Annotated in this window: 21 protein-coding genes, 13 tRNA genes and 1 rRNA gene; 31 read left to right on the plus strand and 4 right to left on the minus strand. The window is 46.2% G+C overall.

Translation table 11 applies throughout. The features are described 5' to 3' along the window. From C7R92_RS31140 to C7R92_RS31210, 15 genes are all read left to right on the plus strand, one after another. A 23S ribosomal RNA gene (locus C7R92_RS31140) occupies positions 1 to 98 on the plus strand; the annotation flags it as partial. Between the two features lie 52 nt (positions 99 to 150). Further along, a tRNA-Asn gene (locus C7R92_RS31145) sits at positions 151 to 226 on the plus strand. Between the two features lie 3 nt (positions 227 to 229). Then, positions 230 to 322: transfer RNA gene (locus C7R92_RS31150), tRNA-Ser, on the plus strand. A gap of 4 nt (positions 323 to 326) precedes the next feature. Continuing rightward, positions 327 to 400, plus strand: a tRNA-Glu gene (locus tag C7R92_RS31155). Positions 401 to 434: 34 nt separating this feature from the next. Then, a tRNA-Val gene (locus C7R92_RS31160) sits at positions 435 to 510 on the plus strand. 79 nt (positions 511 to 589) lie between these two features. Beyond that, a tRNA-Met gene (locus tag C7R92_RS31165) sits at positions 590 to 666 on the plus strand. 77 nt (positions 667 to 743) lie between these two features. Then, a tRNA-Asp gene (locus tag C7R92_RS31170) sits at positions 744 to 820 on the plus strand. A gap of 41 nt (positions 821 to 861) precedes the next feature. After that, positions 862 to 934: transfer RNA gene (locus C7R92_RS31175), tRNA-Phe, on the plus strand. A gap of 7 nt (positions 935 to 941) precedes the next feature. Next, positions 942 to 1015 (plus strand) — tRNA-Trp (locus C7R92_RS31180). Between the two features lie 27 nt (positions 1016 to 1042). Next, positions 1043 to 1118: transfer RNA gene (locus C7R92_RS31185), tRNA-His, on the plus strand. A 26-nt stretch (positions 1119 to 1144) separates the two neighbouring features. Beyond that, a tRNA-Gln gene (locus C7R92_RS31190) sits at positions 1145 to 1219 on the plus strand. A 7-nt stretch (positions 1220 to 1226) separates the two neighbouring features. After that, a tRNA-Gly gene (locus C7R92_RS31195) sits at positions 1227 to 1302 on the plus strand. 28 nt (positions 1303 to 1330) lie between these two features. Further along, positions 1331 to 1404 (plus strand) — tRNA-Cys (locus C7R92_RS31200). Between the two features lie 8 nt (positions 1405 to 1412). Beyond that, positions 1413 to 1494: transfer RNA gene (locus C7R92_RS31205), tRNA-Leu, on the plus strand. 128 nt (positions 1495 to 1622) lie between these two features. Next, entirely contained in the window at positions 1623 to 2951 is a 1329-nt protein-coding gene (locus C7R92_RS31210) for a purine/pyrimidine permease (protein ID WP_106836817.1), read from the plus strand. Between the two features lie 15 nt (positions 2952 to 2966). Here C7R92_RS31210 and C7R92_RS31215 read toward each other — a convergent pair whose 3' ends face one another. Further along, a complete protein-coding gene (locus C7R92_RS31215; RefSeq protein ID WP_106836818.1) occupies positions 2967 to 3638 on the minus strand; it encodes a B3/B4 domain-containing protein in 672 nt (223 codons plus the stop codon). Positions 3639 to 3753: 115 nt separating this feature from the next. Between C7R92_RS31215 and rnhA the strand changes: the two genes are divergently transcribed. The 4 genes from rnhA to C7R92_RS31235 all read left to right on the plus strand — a co-directional run bounded on the left by rnhA (position 3754) and on the right by C7R92_RS31235 (position 6993). Further along, the gene (gene rnhA / locus C7R92_RS31220; protein ID WP_170831644.1) at positions 3754 to 4188 is read left to right on the plus strand and encodes a ribonuclease HI; all 435 of its coding nucleotides are present in this window, start codon (positions 3754 to 3756) and stop codon (positions 4186 to 4188) included. Continuing rightward, positions 4185 to 5336 carry a tRNA epoxyqueuosine(34) reductase QueG gene (queG, locus tag C7R92_RS31225; protein ID WP_017250184.1) on the plus strand — a complete coding sequence of 384 codons (1152 nt, stop codon included), beginning with the start codon at positions 4185 to 4187 and terminating at the stop codon, positions 5334 to 5336. Before rnhA ends, queG begins: the two co-directional genes overlap by 4 nt. Positions 5337 to 5362: 26 nt before the next feature. Then, positions 5363 to 5899 carry a methylated-DNA--[protein]-cysteine S-methyltransferase gene (locus tag C7R92_RS31230; protein WP_106836819.1) on the plus strand — a complete coding sequence of 179 codons (537 nt, stop codon included), beginning with the start codon at positions 5363 to 5365 and terminating at the stop codon, positions 5897 to 5899. Positions 5900 to 6024: 125 nt separating this feature from the next. Then, the gene (locus C7R92_RS31235; protein ID WP_106836820.1) at positions 6025 to 6993 is read left to right on the plus strand and encodes an amidase domain-containing protein; all 969 of its coding nucleotides are present in this window, start codon (positions 6025 to 6027) and stop codon (positions 6991 to 6993) included. Here the strand turns inward: C7R92_RS31235 and C7R92_RS31240 are convergent, their stop codons facing one another. Next, positions 6994 to 7701: a ferric reductase-like transmembrane domain-containing protein gene (locus tag C7R92_RS31240; protein ID WP_106836821.1), complete on the minus strand. Its 708-nt coding sequence runs from the start codon at positions 7699 to 7701 to the stop codon at positions 6994 to 6996. 138 nt (positions 7702 to 7839) lie between these two features. Between C7R92_RS31240 and trmL the strand changes: the two genes are divergently transcribed. The 3 genes from trmL (at position 7840) to C7R92_RS31255 (ending at position 9766) form a co-directional block, all read left to right on the plus strand. After that, positions 7840 to 8310 carry a tRNA (uridine(34)/cytosine(34)/5-carboxymethylaminomethyluridine(34)-2'-O)-methyltransferase TrmL gene (trmL, locus tag C7R92_RS31245; protein WP_106836822.1) on the plus strand — a complete coding sequence of 157 codons (471 nt, stop codon included), beginning with the start codon at positions 7840 to 7842 and terminating at the stop codon, positions 8308 to 8310. 25 nt (positions 8311 to 8335) lie between these two features. After that, a complete protein-coding gene (locus tag C7R92_RS31250) occupies positions 8336 to 9061 on the plus strand; it encodes an HAD family hydrolase (protein ID WP_069853086.1) in 726 nt (241 codons plus the stop codon). Positions 9062 to 9205: 144 nt separating this feature from the next. After that, the gene (locus C7R92_RS31255) at positions 9206 to 9766 is read left to right on the plus strand and encodes a hypothetical protein (protein ID WP_106836823.1); all 561 of its coding nucleotides are present in this window, start codon (positions 9206 to 9208) and stop codon (positions 9764 to 9766) included. Positions 9767 to 9988: 222 nt separating this feature from the next. Here C7R92_RS31255 and C7R92_RS31260 read toward each other — a convergent pair whose 3' ends face one another. Next, complete coding sequence (locus C7R92_RS31260) at positions 9989 to 10204, minus strand: hypothetical protein (protein WP_007726812.1); 216 nt, start codon at positions 10202 to 10204, stop codon at positions 9989 to 9991. Positions 10205 to 10561: 357 nt separating this feature from the next. Here C7R92_RS31260 and C7R92_RS31265 point away from each other — a divergent pair, with 357 nt between their 5' ends. The 7 genes from C7R92_RS31265 (at position 10562) to C7R92_RS31285 (ending at position 15836) form a co-directional block, all read left to right on the plus strand. Continuing rightward, a complete protein-coding gene (locus C7R92_RS31265) occupies positions 10562 to 12460 on the plus strand; it encodes a PrkA family serine protein kinase (RefSeq protein WP_069853081.1) in 1899 nt (632 codons plus the stop codon). A 70-nt stretch (positions 12461 to 12530) separates the two neighbouring features. Continuing rightward, positions 12531 to 13688: a sporulation protein YhbH gene (gene yhbH, locus C7R92_RS31270; RefSeq protein ID WP_106836824.1), complete on the plus strand. Its 1158-nt coding sequence runs from the start codon at positions 12531 to 12533 to the stop codon at positions 13686 to 13688. Between the two features lie 3 nt (positions 13689 to 13691). Continuing rightward, positions 13692 to 14237 (plus strand): copper amine oxidase N-terminal domain-containing protein, encoded by a 546-nt coding sequence (locus tag C7R92_RS31275; protein ID WP_244195884.1) that lies wholly within the window; start codon positions 13692 to 13694, stop codon positions 14235 to 14237. Further along, the gene (locus C7R92_RS33230) at positions 14234 to 14362 is read left to right on the plus strand and encodes a hypothetical protein (protein ID WP_279629825.1); all 129 of its coding nucleotides are present in this window, start codon (positions 14234 to 14236) and stop codon (positions 14360 to 14362) included. Before C7R92_RS31275 ends, C7R92_RS33230 begins: the two co-directional genes overlap by 4 nt. A 435-nt stretch (positions 14363 to 14797) precedes the next feature. After that, complete coding sequence (locus C7R92_RS33485; RefSeq protein ID WP_412679007.1) at positions 14798 to 14920, plus strand: hypothetical protein; 123 nt, start codon at positions 14798 to 14800, stop codon at positions 14918 to 14920. Then, positions 14863 to 15078 (plus strand): hypothetical protein, encoded by a 216-nt coding sequence (locus C7R92_RS32530; protein ID WP_137030555.1) that lies wholly within the window; start codon positions 14863 to 14865, stop codon positions 15076 to 15078. The genes C7R92_RS33485 and C7R92_RS32530 overlap by 58 nt, the downstream gene beginning before the upstream one ends. A 125-nt stretch (positions 15079 to 15203) precedes the next feature. Then, on the plus strand, positions 15204 to 15836 hold the full coding sequence (locus tag C7R92_RS31285) for a DUF1906 domain-containing protein (protein WP_106836826.1): 633 nt from the start codon (positions 15204 to 15206) through the stop codon (positions 15834 to 15836). Between the two features lie 48 nt (positions 15837 to 15884). Here C7R92_RS31285 and C7R92_RS31290 read toward each other — a convergent pair whose 3' ends face one another. After that, positions 15885 to 16439, minus strand: coding sequence for a hypothetical protein (locus tag C7R92_RS31290; RefSeq protein WP_106836827.1), 555 nt, complete (start codon positions 16437 to 16439; stop codon positions 15885 to 15887). A 502-nt stretch (positions 16440 to 16941) separates the two neighbouring features. Between C7R92_RS31290 and C7R92_RS31300 the strand changes: the two genes are divergently transcribed. Next, positions 16942 to 17268, plus strand: coding sequence for a YolD-like family protein (locus C7R92_RS31300; protein WP_106836828.1), 327 nt, complete (start codon positions 16942 to 16944; stop codon positions 17266 to 17268). Between the two features lie 208 nt (positions 17269 to 17476). Continuing rightward, on the plus strand, positions 17477 to 18019 hold the full coding sequence (locus tag C7R92_RS31305; protein WP_106836829.1) for a DUF4309 domain-containing protein: 543 nt from the start codon (positions 17477 to 17479) through the stop codon (positions 18017 to 18019). Positions 18020 to 18401: the final 382 nt, after the last annotated feature.

Here is an 18401-nt window from a genome sequence, read left to right on the forward strand (position 1 = left end):
GGTAAGACCCCTCATAGACGATGAGGTTGATAGGTTCGGTGTGGAAGCGCGGTAACGCGTGGAGCTGACGAATACTAATCGGTCGAGGACTTATCCACAAATTCTTAGCAATCATGCGTATTCAGTTTTGAAGGAATAAACCTTCAACGTTCCTCGGTAGCTCAGTTGGTAGAGCAATCGGCTGTTAACCGATCGGTCGGCGGTTCGAGTCCGTCCCGAGGAGCCATATGGATGGATGTCCGAGCGGCCGAAGGAGCACGATTGGAAATCGTGTAGGCGGTGTCGAACCGTCTCGTGGGTTCAAATCCCACTCCATCCGCCATCTTGGCCCGTTGGTGAAGCGGTTTAACACAGCAGCCTTTCACGCTGTCATACAGGGGTTCGAATCCCCTACGGGTCACCTAGAAAGATCCCTACATATTTGTAGGTGATTTGGAGGCTTAGCTCAGCTGGGAGAGCATCTGCCTTACAAGCAGAGGGTCGGCGGTTCGATCCCGTCAGCCTCCACCACTTATATTTAACGGACAAGGAAGGTCAGTTGAAAGCGTCACGTCTTGTGGCAACGCTGACACTCGGTCGTCCTGACTATCGCGGGATGGAGCAGCTCGGTAGCTCGTCGGGCTCATAACCCGAAGGTCGCAGGTTCAAATCCTGCTCCCGCAACCAAATTTTCTACTTGCTCTACGTCGAGTAATCTTCTTGATCAAGTAGGATCAGAGTGCCCAGTGGGTGCAACCAAATATGGAGCTGTGGTGAAGTTGGAGTTCACGCCGGTCTGTCACACCGGAGGTCGCGGGTTCGAGTCCCGTCAGCTCCGCCATTTCTATTCAAATGAAATTGGCGCGTAAAGCATAGATATAAGGCTCGGTAGCTCAGTCGGTAGAGCAGAGGACTGAAAATCCTCGTGTCGGCGGTTCGATTCCGTCCCGAGCCACCTTTATAGGGGCATAGTTTAACGGTAGAACGAAGGTCTCCAAAACCTTTGGTGTGGGTTCGATTCCTACTGCCCCTGCCATTTTTCAAAACATTAGTAGTAATCATGGCGGTCGTGGCGAAGGGGTTAACGCACCGGATTGTGGCTCCGGCACTCGTGGGTTCAAGTCCCATCGATCGCCCCATAAATTCATAGTTGGGGATTACTTATTGGGGTATAGCCAAGCGGTAAGGCAACGGACTTTGACTCCGTCATTCCTAGGTTCAAATCCTAGTACCCCAGCCATTAAAATGCGGACGTAGCTCAATTGGTAGAGCGTCGCCTTGCCAAGGCGAAGGTCGAGGGTTCGAGACCCTTCGTCCGCTCCATTTCTCAAATTGTTTCACCTTATATCATGGAGGCATAGCCAAGTGGTAAGGCACGGGTCTGCAAAACCCTCACCCCCGGTTCAAATCCGGGTGCCTCCTCCAAAGTATTTGCCGGTGTGGCGGAATGGCAGACGCGCGCGACTCAAAATCGTGAGGGAAACCGTGGGGGTTCAAGTCCCTTCACCGGCACCATACATTTAAAAGCTAACCCTGAATGTCAAGATATCTTGATGATTGGGGTTTTTTTCTGCATTGATATGCGCATAGTGTAGACAGGGGAAATAGACAACTTGTGTAAGTAACAGGACGAGGTGGTTGAGGTGTTTTACAAACTGCAAGACAAACCGCCAATGGGGATCACGACGCTGTCCGTATTGCAATGGATGATCGTAACTGTTTCCAGCAGTGTGGCGGTACCACTAATGATTGGAGATATGTACGGCTTGCAGGCTGATGAAATTGGAAAGCTGATGCAGCAGACCATGTTTTACATTGGACTCGCGTCGCTACTGCAAGTGTGGATTGGACACCGCTATCCGATGATAGAAGGCCCGGCTGGATTATGGTGGGGGATTTTTATCATTTTGGCTCAACTCGGAACGAGCATGGGTCTTCCTCCACAAGAAATTGGTCAATCCTTTCAAGTGGGGATGATATTAGCAGGTCTACTCTTTTTCATTTTTGGCTTATTAGGCTGGATTGGAAAATTACAGAAGTGGTTTACACCACTGGTATCAGGTACGTATATGATTTTGCTTGCTGTTTCTTTGTGTAGCAACATTCTCACGGGCATGCTCGGTATTGGTTTTCAGCATTCAAAAGAGGTACAACCGGGTGTAGCAATCGTGTCCATAGGGATCGTAGCCCTTGTTGTGTTCATTATGCGAACGAAACGATTCTCCAGTTTTGCGGTTTTGTTTGGCATGGTTGGGGGCTGGATCGTGTACGCGCTTCTTGGATGGACAGAACCTGTCCGACCTACTGAGCAATTATTTTCATGGCCTTCCATTTTCTTTTGGGGACCCCCACGTTGGGATTGGGGCGTTGTATTAACAAGTATGCTGACAGGATTCGTTCTGTTGACAAACCTCATGACGAGTTTGTCAGTCATGGGAAAAGCGACAGACACTGTGCCTACTGAAAAGCAGTACAATCGCGGTGGTATTTTTACAGGGGTATCCCATTTCCTGTCAGGCTTGAGCGGTGTGGTTGGTATGATTCCACTTTCCTTGGCAGCAGCGGTTATTCAAACGACGAAAATGGCTTCGCGCTTGCCATTTGTAATAGCGATGCTGGGGATGATGCTGATTGGGCTGATTCCCACTGTTGCCCATTTTTTGGCGGCTTTGCCTACTCCAGTGGCATATGCGGCGATGTTCATTTCCTATACGCAACTGCTTGGCTTCGGGTTGAAGGATTATGTGAATCTGAAGATGGACGAACGTACGATTATTGTTGGGGGAAGCTCACTTCTGGTCGGGATCGGAGTCATGTTCGTACCTGCTGTAGCTTGGAAGCAACTTCCTGCACTAGTCAGCTTTTTGTTCGGCAATGGCTTATTGCTCGGAGTTATTGTGTGCCTGGTCCTAGAACATATTGTTTTTAGAAAAAAGGAAGATAGCGTAGAAAAAGACGGCCAGGCTGCATGACGGGCCGTCTTTTTCTTAGGCGGTAACAATAGAGGAGTGAGTCAGCTCGCCACCGTTGATTTCCGTAAACATGCGGCCAACTGAACCTACCATTTCTTCTTTATTAGATTGTTCCATTTTTTCATGGAAAAAGATGACTTGGAGCAGTGTGCGGCTTTGTTCCGTTACGCATGAGCGCTTGGAATCGACAATGGGACTCCCAAATGCGCCGTTACCATCAGCGAGAAGCAGTTTCCCTTCCATGTTGACTTCACGTCCGTTTAATCCTTCATAGACATCATCGGCGTGGCCAAGACGACAAGTGATATCACCTGCTAAGTGATTGACGTCATAAATCCCAAAAGGAAGCGCGTGCAAAACTGAGAAAAAATTATTAACATCAACAGCGCTGTTGATCCAGAAAAAATGATTTCCCTGCAGCAGTCGGCGCAGTAATGCTTCGGAGGAGGGGCGGTATCTGGACGGATCAATGCCAACTTGCTTAAAGCAGGCCCTCCACTCGCGGACGCCTTCGATTTCTGTTAGGTTTGCAGTGTCGTGCGCAAGCCGCAAGCTCTCCACATAATAATTAATGCGGCCCTGCAGCATTTTTGGGGAGTCACTGACGGTAGCATTGTTGTATTGTAATATGCCGAGAGAAAATTGCGGCAGACGCTCGGACACGGAACAATCTAGCTGAACTTTCATCTATAGACACTCCTTACTAAACCTATTTTTGGTAGTATAACAAAAAATTTTTGTGGAAGCGACTAAGCTTCGATACAATAGAAGAGAACAGAGGAGGGAACCCCTGACGATGACGATGCGTGAGGTTGAAATTTATACAGACGGAGCTTGTTCCGGCAATCCAGGACCAGGTGGTTGGGGAGCTGTACTGATGTACGGCCAACACATCAAGGAAATGTCCGGAGCCGAACCGCATACAACGAATAACAGAATGGAGCTGTTGGCAGCCATCAAGGCGCTCTCTACATTGAAGGAGCCTTGTAAGGTGACGCTATATAGCGACAGTGCATACTTGGTTAACTGCTTCAAACAAGGCTGGTATAAAGGCTGGCTGAAAAACGGCTGGAGAAACAGCAAAGGCCAGCAGGTGGAAAATCAGGTCTTATGGAAAGAACTGCTGCAATTGATGGACACCCACAAGGTAGAGTACGTAAAAGTCAAAGGACACGCCGACAACAAATGGAACAACCGGTGCGACGAATTGGCGACAGGAGCGATTAAACAGCTGTGAACGACTTGCAGTACTGGGAGCAGACAAAGCAGTCCATCATTGACTATGCCAAGGAAATCGGAATCGATAAGATCGGGTTTGCCAGTGCCGATCCATTCACGACCTTAAAAGAACGGCTTCTTGTACACCGGGAAAAGGGTTATGAATCTGGATTTGAGGAGCCTGATTTAGAAAAGAGGACGAATCCGGAACTGTTGCTGGACGGGGCACGTTCGCTGATTTCTATCGCACTTGCCTATCCATCCAAGCTAAAAAATCCACCAAAATCAGAACCTGGTGCGTATCGGGGAATCTTGTGCCGTGCAGCATGGGGAACCGATTACCATCACGTTCTGCGCGACAAGCTGGACAAGCTGACTCGATTCATTATGGAGCTGGAGCCAGGAGCTCGGATCGAATCCATGGTAGACACGGGAGCATTGTCTGATCGGGCGGTTGCCGAGCGGGCTGGGATTGGGTTTGTAGGAAAAAATTGTGCCATCATAACGCCGGAGTTTGGATCATGGGTGTACTTGGGTGAGCTTGTAACGAATCTTCCGTTGCCAAGCGACCTACCGATCGAAGAAGGCTGTGGCGACTGTAATATATGTGTAGATGCTTGTCCGACCGGAGCCTTGATTCAGGGCGGACAGCTTGATGCACAGCGATGTGTTGCGTATTTGACTCAGGTAAAAGATTTTATTCCCGATGAATTCCGCGGGAAAATCGGGAATCGGCTGTATGGTTGCGACACTTGTCAGACGGTATGTCCTAAGAATCGTCGCATCGACAACGACCATCATGCTGAATTTCAGCCTGATCCGGAGATTGCCAAGCCTTTATTGATTCCGCTGCTTCAGATGAGCAATAAGGAGTTCAAGGAAAAGTTCGGCCTATCCTCTTCATCTTGGCGGGGCAAAAAGCCCATTCAGCGCAATGCCATATTAGCACTTGCACATTTCAAAGATCGGACGGCTGTTCCTCATTTGGAGCGTCTTTTGTTCGAAGACCCCCGTCCAGTCATTCGTGGAACTGCTGCATGGGCACTTGGAAAAATCGGAGGAGAGCAGGCACAAGAAGCGCTCATTTCCGCAAAAGCAAAAGAGGCGTCACCAGAAGTGGTGGAAGAGATAGAAAAAGGCATGAGCATGATTCGCGCACAGGCTTAGTTTGAACGAGAGAGGGAGGACGTAAAATGGCAAAGGAATTAAGCTATACCATGATGGATTCACCGATTGGACCGTTGCTCTTGGCTTCTACAGAAGAAGGGCTGTGCTACATTCAGTTTGCCAATGAACAAGACGGATTAGCGCCTCTGGTGCGCTGGTGCAAAAAAACGTTCTTAGGAATTACTCCAACGCGCAACGATACGATCAATGAGTCTGCAAAAAAACAATTAGAAGAGTATTTTGCAGGCAAGCGAAAGACGTTTGATGTTCCAACCGTATTGTACGGAACTCCCTTTCAAAAGGATGTATGGAATGAGCTATCGAACATCCCCTATGGAGAAACTCGTTCTTACAAAGATATTGCCTTGGCTATTGGAGCAGCGAAAGCTGTTCGGGCCATTGGCGGTGCGAACAATCGCAATCCGATTCCTGTCATTATACCTTGCCATCGTGTCGTTGGCTCGAATGGTGCCTTGGTCGGGTACGGCGGTGGCTTATCCATTAAAAAATATTTGCTGTCCTTAGAAGAAGGTCCACTTTTTGCTCACGCTTCTTCCAAATAAGCTGTCTGCTTGCTCGGGCAGCTTTTCTTTTTCTTCTGAATGCTCCACGAGTGACATATTCTTCATTGAGATGAACGGTTCATGGGTCTATGTCGCAGTCTGGAGGGGGAAAGGAGGAGGGGAAAGTGGAGTGGCGTGAATTTGTTCAGCAATACTTTCAAGCAGTTCACCAGTCATCTATGGACGGAAGATATGAGCGGCTGCTGCCTTTTTATTGCACAGGAGAGTCTGGCGTACAGGAAGAATGGGATCGACTGAACCGGGAGAAGCGGAAAACCGAGGAGCGGGGAGTCAAATTGTTGGCTGTCCAGGGACAAGTAACGCCCATGTGCTGGGTAGATACCGATGCCACCATGGAAATAACGGTTCAATGGCAAGAAAATAAAACCTTGGGGATCAAGCATACCAAGTATAAAGAGGCAAACAAAAGATTGTTCCAGCTCCAGTTGCTCAAAACGAATGAAAAGTGGTCCATTATCGGGGCAAGGGAGTCGAATGGTGATCAAAAATTGGTGGTCGAGGAAGAGGAGGAGCCTGTCATCGTTGTGTCAGGCGTCGAGGATGCCATTGACCAACCTACGCTAATTGTTCATGGAGCGGGAGGATACAACGCTGCAAATGCAGTCGCGTATGCGGAACGCTACTGGAACACGACCAATCCCGTATATCCTCGGTTTCCGGATGACTGTACGAATTTTATTTCGCAATGTTTACACGCTGGTGGAATTCCTATGCTGATGTCGAAAGAGATGGGCAAGGGTTGGTGGATTCGCACGGGAAAAGGCACCTCTTGGAGCTATAGCTGGACGGTAGCGCATAGCTTGTATTTGCTTTTGAAATCAGGTGGACCACCTATGCGGGCGGTTACGAAAAGCTCTGCGGCCGAATTGGTCCCAGGTGATATCATTTGTTATGATTTTAACGGGGATGGGCGTTTTCAGCACAATACGATCGTGGTCGCAAAAGACGCGAATCAGATGCCGTTAGTGAATGCCCATACGACAGATAGCAGCATGCGTTATTGGGCATATGAGGATTCCACAGCCTATACGCCCAAAATGCGCTATGCCTTCTTTCATATAAGAGGGGTATAATTATCGCTTGCGAAAAAAAGCTCTTCGTATAAAAGAGATGCCGCGAATCATCCAAATCATTGCCGCGAAAATGAGCATGTCTGAAAAGGTATGCGGTTCTCCTTTAATGGATTGGATGTAAATCAAGCCATGGAACAAGACGATGACAAACAGCCATGGATTGGCGAGATGAAGCCTTTTCCAACTGGAGCCACCCAGCCATTTTTCTGCCCGTGCAGAAGACGTCAGCCACAGGGCCAGTAGTATGAAAAAAGCAAGCAGCCCAAGATAGTTTGCAACGCCTGTGAGGGTCCAGTTGGGAGATGGCCACATGGTTGGATCCGAGGAAGCGAAAAAGAACAGACCCAGCCATCCATCGGCCTTTTCAGAACGGTTGTTATCTATGATCATCAGGCGAGGCTCACTTTCAAAAAGGACGAGCACAAGAATGACGTGCAGCAGTCCAGTTAGCCCCGCCCATATGCCGATATCTCGGCGGATGGACAAGCTGACAGCCATCCAGCCAGCAGGGAGCCAGGACTGGAGTGGACCAATCAGTAAGGTGCAGCCAATCAAAATAAATGAGAGATAGCCGAGAATCATACTCCATGTTTCCAGAGCAAGGAACGAAGAAAAATCAGTCCACTTCCAACTGGCGCCTAATAGGATCAAACTCAGGATGCTCACATGTGCGACAAGTCTTCGCACAAATGATAGGGGTGTCCCCATCTAATCGTCACTCCTTCGATAGCCAAAAGTTTCTGATTAGATGCAGCAGGCACTCCATTTGTTACAGAAGCTGGGCACGGTGGTATAATAGGACGTGTACAGGTATCAAGTTCGAAATTTACAAGGAGATTTTCAGATATGCCGTTACATATTGTTTTGCATGAGCCGCTCATTCCGGCCAATACGGGAAACATCGCCCGTTCATGTGCAGCGACAGGAGCGCATCTGCATTTGATTCATCCGCTCGGATTTTCAACGGACGATCGTTACCTGAAGCGGGCTGGTCTCGATTATTGGCATGCAGTAAATGTTCACCATCATGAGAGCTTTGAGCACTTTGCTGCGGCACAAGTAAAAGGTGCGGGCACCTTTTACTTTGTGGAGACCTGGGGGGAAAAGTTGTATTCGGACGTTTCTTTCCGAGATGGCGACTACATTATCTTGGGCAAGGAGACGACGGGCCTGCCGGAAGAGCTGACAGAAAAATATCGGGAACAGACTATTCGTATCCCGATGAGCGGTGCGACCCGATCTGTGAACCTGTCCAATTGTGCAGCTATTGTCTTGTTTGAGGGACTTCGTCAGTTAGGTTTTCCATCGCTATCGTAAGGCATTTGGGAGGGAGAGATTCATTTTGACTGTGAACACCATCCTGTTTGATTTGGACGGTACGTTATTAGAGATGCAGACAGAACCCTTTGTCAAAAGTTACTTGGTTGAAGTAGGTCGTCATGTCGGAGATAAGTATGATACCGAAAAGCTGTTGGCGCTGATTTGGGATGCGACCAAGGCAATGATCATGAACCAAGAGCCGGATAAGACGAACGAACAAGTTTTTATCGAACATTTTATGGAACACAGTGAGTGGGATCGGGAGGAAATATGGCCTCTGTTCGATTCGTTTTATCGCGATGTGTTTCCGACACTTTCTCACCTGACGTATCCTTCGCCATGGGCAAAGCAGATTATTACTGCCGCCAAAGAGCAAGGATTTCGGGTTGCAGTAGCGACGAATCCTGTTTTCCCGCGTGATGCGATTCACCATCGCCTTGCTTGGATCGGGATGTCCCCGGATGAATTCGAGCTGGTCACCGTCTACGAGGAGTCGCATTTCACGAAGCCGAATCCTGGTTATTACAATGAGATTTGCCAAAAGCTCGGGGTTGAACCGACAGACTGTGTCATGGTCGGGAATCACATGCAGGAGGACATGGTCGCATCCAAGCTGGGGATGAAAACGTTTTTGGTAACCAATTGGATGGAAGACCGTGGGGAGCCTCAGTATCCGGTAGATCAGCGGGGATCATTAGAAGAGCTGTTTACGGCGATTTCTGAGAAAAGCGGTGTGTTTGCGCGTTAAGAAATGGCCATGAAAGAATAGGCGAGAAGCAGGCTGTCCGTTTGAAAAAATGGTCAAGCCTGCTTTTTCACATACTTTTCCCAAAATCATCAGGTAGGCTAGGGGTGTACGATCACGTTTTACATAATAAAGGAGGAAATCTGCATGAAAAAACTTGTTTCGTCTCTGGTGATGGCTACCTTGTTGTTTAGCGGTATCTCTGGAGTGACTGCGGCGGATACAGCAGCGGATGCTACGGTTAAGCACTCCAAAGCGGAGAAAAAGGAAGAAAACAAAGCAAAACTGAACGCGAAGGCTGCCAAGTGGGGCATAGAAACCACGGATAAAACAAATAAGGAAGTAAAAGCAGCCATTCAAGAAGCAAAAGCAGCAAAGAAAGCAGAAAACGCTGAGAAAAAAGCGGCAAAAGAAGCGAAGAAGCAAGAACAACTCGCCAAGCTAAATGATAAAGCTGTGAAGCTGGGCGTTGATACGGCAGGTAAAACGGCGAAGGAAGTAAAAGCGGCTATTAAAGAAGCAAAAGTAGCAAAAAAAGCAGAAAACGCTGAGAAAAAGGCAGCCAAAGAAGCGAAGAAGCAAGAACAGCTCGAGAACCTAAAAGAAAAGGCGGCCAAGTGGGGCGTTGACACAGCAGGTAAGAGCGCAAAAGAAATCAAGGCTGAAATCGAAGCGAAGAAAGCAGAAAAGAAAGAGAATAAGAAATAACAAGAAAACAAAAAAAGCAGGTTGCCACAGTAGGCAGCCTGCTTTTTTCCCCTGGATGCTTCTTACATGTTCCAGGTTTTGTCTTCGTTGTAGCCCGCTGTCAGCATGAAAAACAGAAAAGCTCCGAGAACCAATGCTACGATAAATGTACCCACGTTTGACAGCTCCTTTCGTAAACAAACTACTCCCATTATAGCGTAGCCTGCCCACTTTGCAAACGAATTAAAGCTGTTGCGCCCTTGTGAGTGACAATTTTCGATAGTCATACACAAGCTTCAAAAAAGCACTTAGCGCAATATATACACTCAGTTTCTCACCAGTATCGAGTTCCATCCCTGTCACTGCTTGGTAAATGAATATCGCAAGAATCACCAAGCTCGCGATGCCAGTCAAATATAGTCCTTTTTTCACTTGAATGCGTTCTGCTTGAATATCCATGATCGTTCCTCCTGTTATTTTAAGCCAATCCGTATTGGCTTCCGTGTATGTTGCTTATGATTGTATTTTACAGGGGAGAAGGGATTACAAACCATCGAATCAGCTTACAGCTACGTTCGCTAAACCTTACAATTCCGTAATCTCCCAAGCTGTAAAAAAGCAAGGTGACGGATTTTTATGGGAAGATTGCTGAAACTTGTGCTGATGTCTCGCATACACATATGTAAAGGCTGTAAGAGCCTGTTGGCAACCGGAGAAAACGGCTTGCACGTGAATGCGTGACCGCAGGCGGACATATACATGAGAGTACATTGTCGTTGGGAAGAGAGAGGGGCTTAAGAGGGAGGAGTGTCGAACATGGACATTTTAAAACGGATCGCTGAGCACCGGGCCCGCGAAGAAAACCTGATGTGGAGAGGAACATTCGCCGAATATTTGCAACTGGTACGTAAAAATCCGCAAATTGCCCAGACGGCGCATTCACGCGTCTACAACATGATTAAAAGTGCGGGGGTTGAAGAGAACGAGGACGGCTCACGTTCGTATCAATTTTTTAGTCGGGAAATCTTCGGACTGGATCGTTCTGTTGAGCGCCTAGTGGAGGAATATTTCCACTCGGCTGCGCGTCGTCTGGATGTCCGCAAACGCATCTTGCTCTTGATGGGGCCTGTCAGTGGCGGTAAGTCTACGCTCGTGACGATGCTCAAACGAGGACTGGAAGAGTATTCACGGACGGAAGACGGAGCGATCTATGCACTTGATGGCTGCCCCATGCACGAAGAACCACTTCATCTTATCCCGCACGAGCTGCGTCCAGAGGTGGAAGAAGAGCTGGGAATCAAGATTGAAGGAGAATTGACACCCTATAACCGGATGAGGTTGGAAACCGAATATGGAGGGTGCATTGAGGATTTCCCTGTTCACCGGATTTTGTTTTCCGAAGCCAATCGTGTCGGTATCGGTACATTTAGCCCTTCTGATCCGAAGTCTCAGGATATTGCCGATTTGACGGGGAGCATCGACTTTTCGACGATTACGAAGTACGGCTCTGAGTCCGACCCGCGTGCGTATCGTTTTGATGGGGAGTTGAACAAAGCCAATCGCGGATTGATGGAGTTTCAGGAAATGCTGAAATGCGACGAGAAATTTTTGTGGCATCTCCTGTCGCTGACACAGGAAGGAAACTTCAAGGCAGGTCGTTTTGCCCTCATTTCTGCAGATGAACTGATTGTTGCGCATACAAATGAATCGGAGTACAAGGCTTTTATTGCGAATAAGAAAAATGAGGCACTGCAATCTCGGATTATCGTCATGCCAATGCCGTATAATCTGCGTGTCAGTGACGAAGAAAAAATATACGCGAAATTAATCAAGCAATCCGACTTGGGGCATGTGCATATTGCACCGCATGCGCTCCGGTCAGCAGCAGTCTTTTCCATTATGACCCGCCTGAAAGAATCGAAAAAACAAGGGGCCGATCTGCTGAAAAAGATGCGGCTGTATGACGGTGAATCAGTGGAAGGCTTCAAGGGAGCCGATCTGGAAGAACTGCGTAACGAGCATGCCGATGAAGGAATGTCCGGTATTGATCCGCGTTATGTCATCAACCGTATCTCCAGTGCACTGATCCGCCGCGACACCGAGTGCATCAATGCGCTTGATATTCTTCGGGCGCTTAAAGAAGGCTTTGACCAGCATCCATCTATCACCAAGGAGCAGCGGGAGAGGTATATGAACTTCATCTCTATCGCGCGCAAGGAATACGACGAGCTGGCGAAAAAAGAAGTGCAGAAGGCGTTTGTCTACAGCTACGAAGAGTCGGCAAAAACGCTCATGGATAACTATTTGGACAATGTGGAAGCTTATTGCAACATGAACAAAATCCGTGACCCCGTTACAGGTGAGGAGATGGATCCAGATGAGCGCCTGATGCGTTCCATCGAGGAGCAAATCGGCATATCGGAAAATGCCAAGCGGGCCTTCCGCGAAGAAATTCTCATCCGTATCTCGGCCTATGCGCGTAAAGGGAAGCGTTTTGACTACAGCACGCATGATCGCCTGCGGGAAGCTATCGAGAAGAAGCTGTTTGCCGATCTAAAGGATGTCGTCAAAATTACGACCTCGAACAAAACGCCGGATGAGCATCAGCTCAAGAAGATTAATGAGGTCACCAAGCGTCTTATCGAAGAGCATCAATATTGCCCCGTTTGCGCAAATGAACTGCTGCGCTATGTGGGTAGCCTGTTGAACAGATGACAGAACGTTGGCGACATGAGGAGCACGTCATATTCGGCGCAGATTGCGCCAGTTGCTAGGAGGAGACGGCATGAAAGATGAATCATCGTTCATTGTCTCCCGGGAAGACTGGTCGCTGCACCGCAAAGGGTACCAGGACCAAAATCGACACCAGGAAAAAGTGAAAGAAGCGATCAAAAAAAATCTCCCCGATCTCGTTAGCGAAGAAAACATCATCATGTCGAATGGTCGGGAAGTTATTAAGATCCCTATTCGCTCCCTGGATGAATACCGATTGCGTTTTAACTTCCAAAAGGGAAAACATGGCGGTCAAGGTAAAGGAAACAGTAAAGTAGGCGATGTCGTCGCCCGTGACGGCGATCCGGCGCAAGGGCCAGGAAAGGGTCAGGGAGCGGGTGATCAGCCAGGTGTAGACTACTACGAGGCTGAAATCAGCGTAGAAGAATTGCAGGAGATGCTTTTCGCCGAGCTGGAGCTGCCGAACCTTCAACAAAAAGACGAGGAACAAATCGTCGTGGAAGAGACTCGGTTCAATGATGTCCGGAAAAAAGGCTTGATGGGCAACATTGATAAAAAACGTACGCTGATTGCGGCCATCCGCCGAAATGCGCTGGCAGGCTACAGTGATATGGAGCTGGGGATTACCGAAGATGACCTGCGCTTCAAGACGTGGGAAGAGATCATCAAGCCTCATTCCAATGCTGTCATTATTGCGATGATGGATACGTCGGGAAGTATGGGCGTGTTTGAAAAGTATATTGCTCGCAGCTTTTTCTTCTGGATGGTACGTTTTCTGCGCACCAAGTACGAAAAAGTCGAGATCGTCTTCATTGCCCATCATACGGATGCGAAGGAAGTAACGGAGGACACTTTTTTCTCGAAAGGGGAAAGCGGGGGGACGATCTGCTCCTCTGCCTACAAAAAGGCGTTGGAGATCATCGATAGCCGCTACCCAACATCGCAGTACAACATTTACCCGTTCCATTTTTCCGATGGCGACAACCTCACGTCTGACAATGAGCGCTGCGTAAAGCTGGTGAAAGAGCTCATGGAGAGATGCAACATGTTCGGCTATGGCGAAGTGAATCAGTATAATCGTCATTCAACCCTCATGTCAGCGTATCGCCACATCAAAGAGCCGAAATTCATGCATTGTGTCATTCGGGAAAAGGGCGAGGTATACAAGGCGTTGCGTACTTTCTTTGGCAAGAAGGAAGCTGTGAGGTAATCCATGGAAGCAACCGGGCGAGAAATCGTCCGGTTGACTTGTATTTGTTTGCATGAGTCGGATGAACAAATTGTGAATGTATCCACAAAAGCATCGGATGCGCAATACGGGAGCCTTCACTCCATGAAGCAGGTGCTTGGTCACCAGGAGTACCCCGGCTACGCGTGGAAAAACTGCCCTGCATTCCCGATGGGCACATTCCGCACAAATTACTCACAATTCTTGCAAAGAGCTGTGGGTAAAGTGGATAAGCCCAAGCAGATTCCGGTTGCTATCAGTCTGAATGGTACTTTACTCGCGTCAACTGGCTTTTTGCAGGAAGGCATTTCTATGCTGCCAGTCCGTGCGGTAGCCAATGCTGCTGGTGGAAAAGTGGAGTGGATCGAACAGACGAAGGATGTTCGCGTGAACGGGAAGGATCTGAATGAAAAGGTGATTGATGGATCGGCTTATGCTCCTGCTCGGGAGTTGGCTGCGGTACTCGGCTTACAAGTGGAATGGGACGGATCAAATAAAATTGTAAAGCTGAAAGGGAGTGTTAATTCATGAAAGACTTTTTGAAAAAGCACAAGAAATCAGTGTTGCTCATCGTCACGGGCGCGCTGGCTATCGCGGGCGCTTATATCGGTATTGATGAGGAAGCACAAACGCAGATTCTAAAAGCGATTGAATAGGTACTTCCATAGAGCGTAGGTTTGTCTCAATAGGGCAAATACATTTATTTACAAAAGTTTACACAACGGGCGTTTTCAGTAATCAAATTGTAATATTTGGTAAAATAGATATAAGCAATTGGGAGTTGAGGCGTGCCAGTGTGAATCTGGTACGTCTATTTTTTTGATTGAAAAACGAACGTACGTTCTTGTTTGACATTAATTAAGTGGAAAGCAGGTGAGTGATTGACGAAAGAGGAGTGTAGACAAATACTGCGGCGTATAGCTTGGAACCTGAACAATCGAGAGAGAAAGAGGCTGCGTAATGAATGCCCGATCCTGGACGACTTTGGAAGGCAGCAGAGTACGATCGGAAGCGACAATAACCTTTTTGTTGAAGAGCTATTACAGCAACTCCCTAATGAAAAGGAAAGGCACGTCATTCGCAAGATCGTATTGGAAGGCTTCACAGCAAGAGAAGTCGGAGAAGACCTACACATGGGAGAAAGAGGAGTGAATCAATGCAAAAATCGGAGCCTGAAGAAACTGCACAATTATCTAACCACGCATTCAGTCTAATAGCTGAGCAAGCAAAAAATGGTGATAACGAGGCGTTACTCAAAGTCTTGGAGGAAATGCAACCTGAAATTGACTCCCTAGCTGGTTTTCTCAAGCTACCGAAAGAAGAGGGAATTCAAGAAATTACGACGCAGTTTATTGAGAAAATCAGGGGTTGAAAATCTTTTTTAAAATTTTTTAGAAAAGCTGTTCCGTTTTGTCCCTGTTTTTTACCTAGATAGGTGAAAGCGACGATGACTGGTCAAAAACTGTTGCTTATCACATTAAAAAGGAGAAATAAAAAATGGCGAAAGGCATTGATTACGCAGGTAAGAATAACTCAACGAAAAGTAATTTGAGAGCTATTAAGGATGAGGGGTACAAATTTATCGGACGTTATTATGGTGAGTCGGATTGGAAGCGTCTGACCAGAGAAGAGGCAAGGCTCATTTCTGATGCTGGATTGAAAATCGTTGCTGTTTATCAGAATGGTGGACGTGATATTGATGAGTTCACGTATAGTAACGGAAAGCAGGCTTGCAGGAGTGCTATTCGACAAGCAGAGGAAGTTGGTCAGCCATATGATACGCCTATCTATTTTGCAGTAGACATGGAAATCATAAAAAGAGCTCATTTTGATGCGATTGAGGATTACTTCAGTGGTATCGCAAAAGAAATGAGCAATTACAACCGTGATAATGGAGACACATATTTAATTGGTGTATATGGAAGTTACTACGTTTTAGAACATATTGATAATACTGTCGATGATGTCACCTATTTTTGGCAGTGCAAAGCATGGAGTGACAAGAAGGATTTCAAAACACGTGACTTGTATCAATACAGTATTGATAAATCACTGAAGTTAAATAACGGAAACACCATCATCGTGGATTTCTGCGAATCAAATGGAAGCGCGGGTGGATTCCAAGTCTAATAAAGGAGGACCCAACGGATAGAATTCTCGAACCCGTTGGGTTCTCTTTTATCTAGTAAGAGGTTGTAAAGATGAAGCTATTTCTTCAACGGATTTTGAAACTCTAAAGGTTTGATTGTCTTTTTGTTCTCTAACTCGAATAAATGACGTATCCTTTTTAAAGTATAATCCAGCCGAGGCTGCTTCGATATTGTCTTTATGATTTGAAAAAGATATCCATTTGGCTGGAATATCGTTGTTTATTGTAGTCTCCTTCTCTTCGATGACAACCCCACCCAGTAAGACCTCCTCAGATGCCTCTAAAATTTCCAGGTAAGTACTCTCATTCTCGTCAGCAAAAATTAATTCGAAAAATTTTACCTGCTCCGTACTTGTTTCAATCTTCACTAGCTTCTGTCCTTTACTCACAAACGAGGGTACATAGACTTTATCCACCCCTACTTTTTCCGCAGATTCAAAAATCTCGTTTTTCTGCTGATCTGTTAATGTCAATGCCTCAAATCCTTCAGGGATAGCCTGATTCGGTGCAGTTTGTCTTTCTTGTGTACATCCTGAGATGAAGACGACGCAAGTGAGCAGAAAAACAAGGAAATACCTTATCATGTACATTCCTCCAATCTTGAATTTGATTAATGAATGCAGTTATCTATTTTATTTTGTTACAAATGTTATATTGGAAAACTTTAGGCGAAGTAATTATACAACTAAAGTTCTAATTATATTGACGAAATTTGTCGTTTGGTTTTTGGATTTATTGATTTGTTGTTGGCAAAAACAATTAAAGCCTTTGAAAGTGTTATTTGGAACCGAATTTTATTTCCCATTCCCTCATGTTCGCATATAACACAAACGAACGTTCTTATTTGGAGGGGTGGCGCTTGCTCACGGATATTGAGCGCAAGGTATTACGGATTATAGGAAATTACTATGCGATGAAACCGAAGCCTCCGAGCATTGATGTAATATGAGTAAAAACCGGGCGTGATCGCGAAGGTGTAATGACAGTGCTTGAAACGTTGGCGCGCGAAGAGTACATCGAGTGGCGGCGGACGGAACCGGATAAGATGGACGTTTTCGAAACTTGGGAAAGGAACGGTGCGTTGAAATGGCCTCTAAGATAGAAAATCCTTTTTCAATACGTTTTGTGCCGCCAGAGCAACGAGCGATGTACCTACAGATGAAGGAAGATGACAAGCTTGTAGCCATGCCTATTGTTGAGCAAGACGAATTGGAATCCTTGAACTACGTTATTTGTGATTCAGCGCGTGCGGATGTAACATGGTGGAAGCAAGTGAAAGGCAACCTGGGAACCACATGCACGATGTGGGGTGTTGTTAAGTGGATCGATCAGAACGGCAGGAAAATTAAGCTTGTGACTGATGAAGATAGCCAATGGATATCGATGGATCACATAACGGCTGTAAAAGCTTAGTGAGGAGGAAGCCCAAAAAACGACATGCCAGAATGCATTCAAGAAATAGCTAACTCGTCCTTATTTTAAGAGAACGGGTTTGACGAGAACTTTCCCTCATCTAAAGGGAGGGATTTTTTTATAGGAAAAAATGGTATTAGGATGCAGGTTTATCGAGTTATAATGTTGAATCGTTTACAATATATGGTAAAATACTTCTATAAGGAGTGTGGTTGATTTGATTAAAACATGTCGTAATGTTTTTCTTGTAGGAATTATTTGTTCAATGGCGTTATTTGGTTGCTCCAAGATTTCTGAAACATCTGAAGATAAAACGATAAATGCTGCTCAATCTAACACTTTGGAGAAAGTAAAAAATGGGCAATTAGAAGGTGTATCAATTGGTATAGGAGCAACAAAAAAAGAGGTAATAGATAAACTGGGAAAGCCAATTGAAGGTAGAAATTCGGAGTATGGATTTAGTGCATATTATGATGGTTTTAATTTTCAATTTGAAGACTACGCTGATTCTTTTGATGCAGTTAGCGATAGTAGTAAAGTTGTCATTATCAATGCAGATCCAACAACTGTCGGTCTAACTGGAAACCCTCAGGAAGTAAAGAAACTCTTAGGAGAACCTTCTAGAGAGTTTACGGATGATATAAGCGATAATAATTTTATATTGGAATATTCAGTGGATAATCTTCTGTTATGGGTGAATTTTGATACAATAGAGAATCAAGTTAAATATATTACCCTTCGGATTAAATAAGTCAGATTATCTGGCTTATTTTTCAATAAGAACGTATGCGATTGTATCGACTGATACTGCAGATGCAAGTGTTATATGAAGATATTCATACATACAGATAAAGCCCACGATAGTGCCGTTCGTCACCAACAAGGGCTGGATTGATTGCCTTAGTATAGAAAAATGGTGCTTGTATGCCGAAGAGGAGGGATGCCGCCTTTATCAGACTGTATAATACCCTAGACTTAACTATTTTGAAAATCAATTAAAAAAAATGACCTTCTAGAATGCCTCCTATGACATATTCGATGGTGGGGATACATATTTGTCCTACCTAAATCATAGGAGAAGTCCCCTTTTTTTATCCAAGGGGACTTTCTCGTGGGTCTGTCAAAAGTTTTGT

This window comes from Brevibacillus porteri (genome assembly GCF_003013475.1).
GTDB lineage: Bacteria > Bacillota > Bacilli > Brevibacillales > Brevibacillaceae > Brevibacillus > Brevibacillus porteri.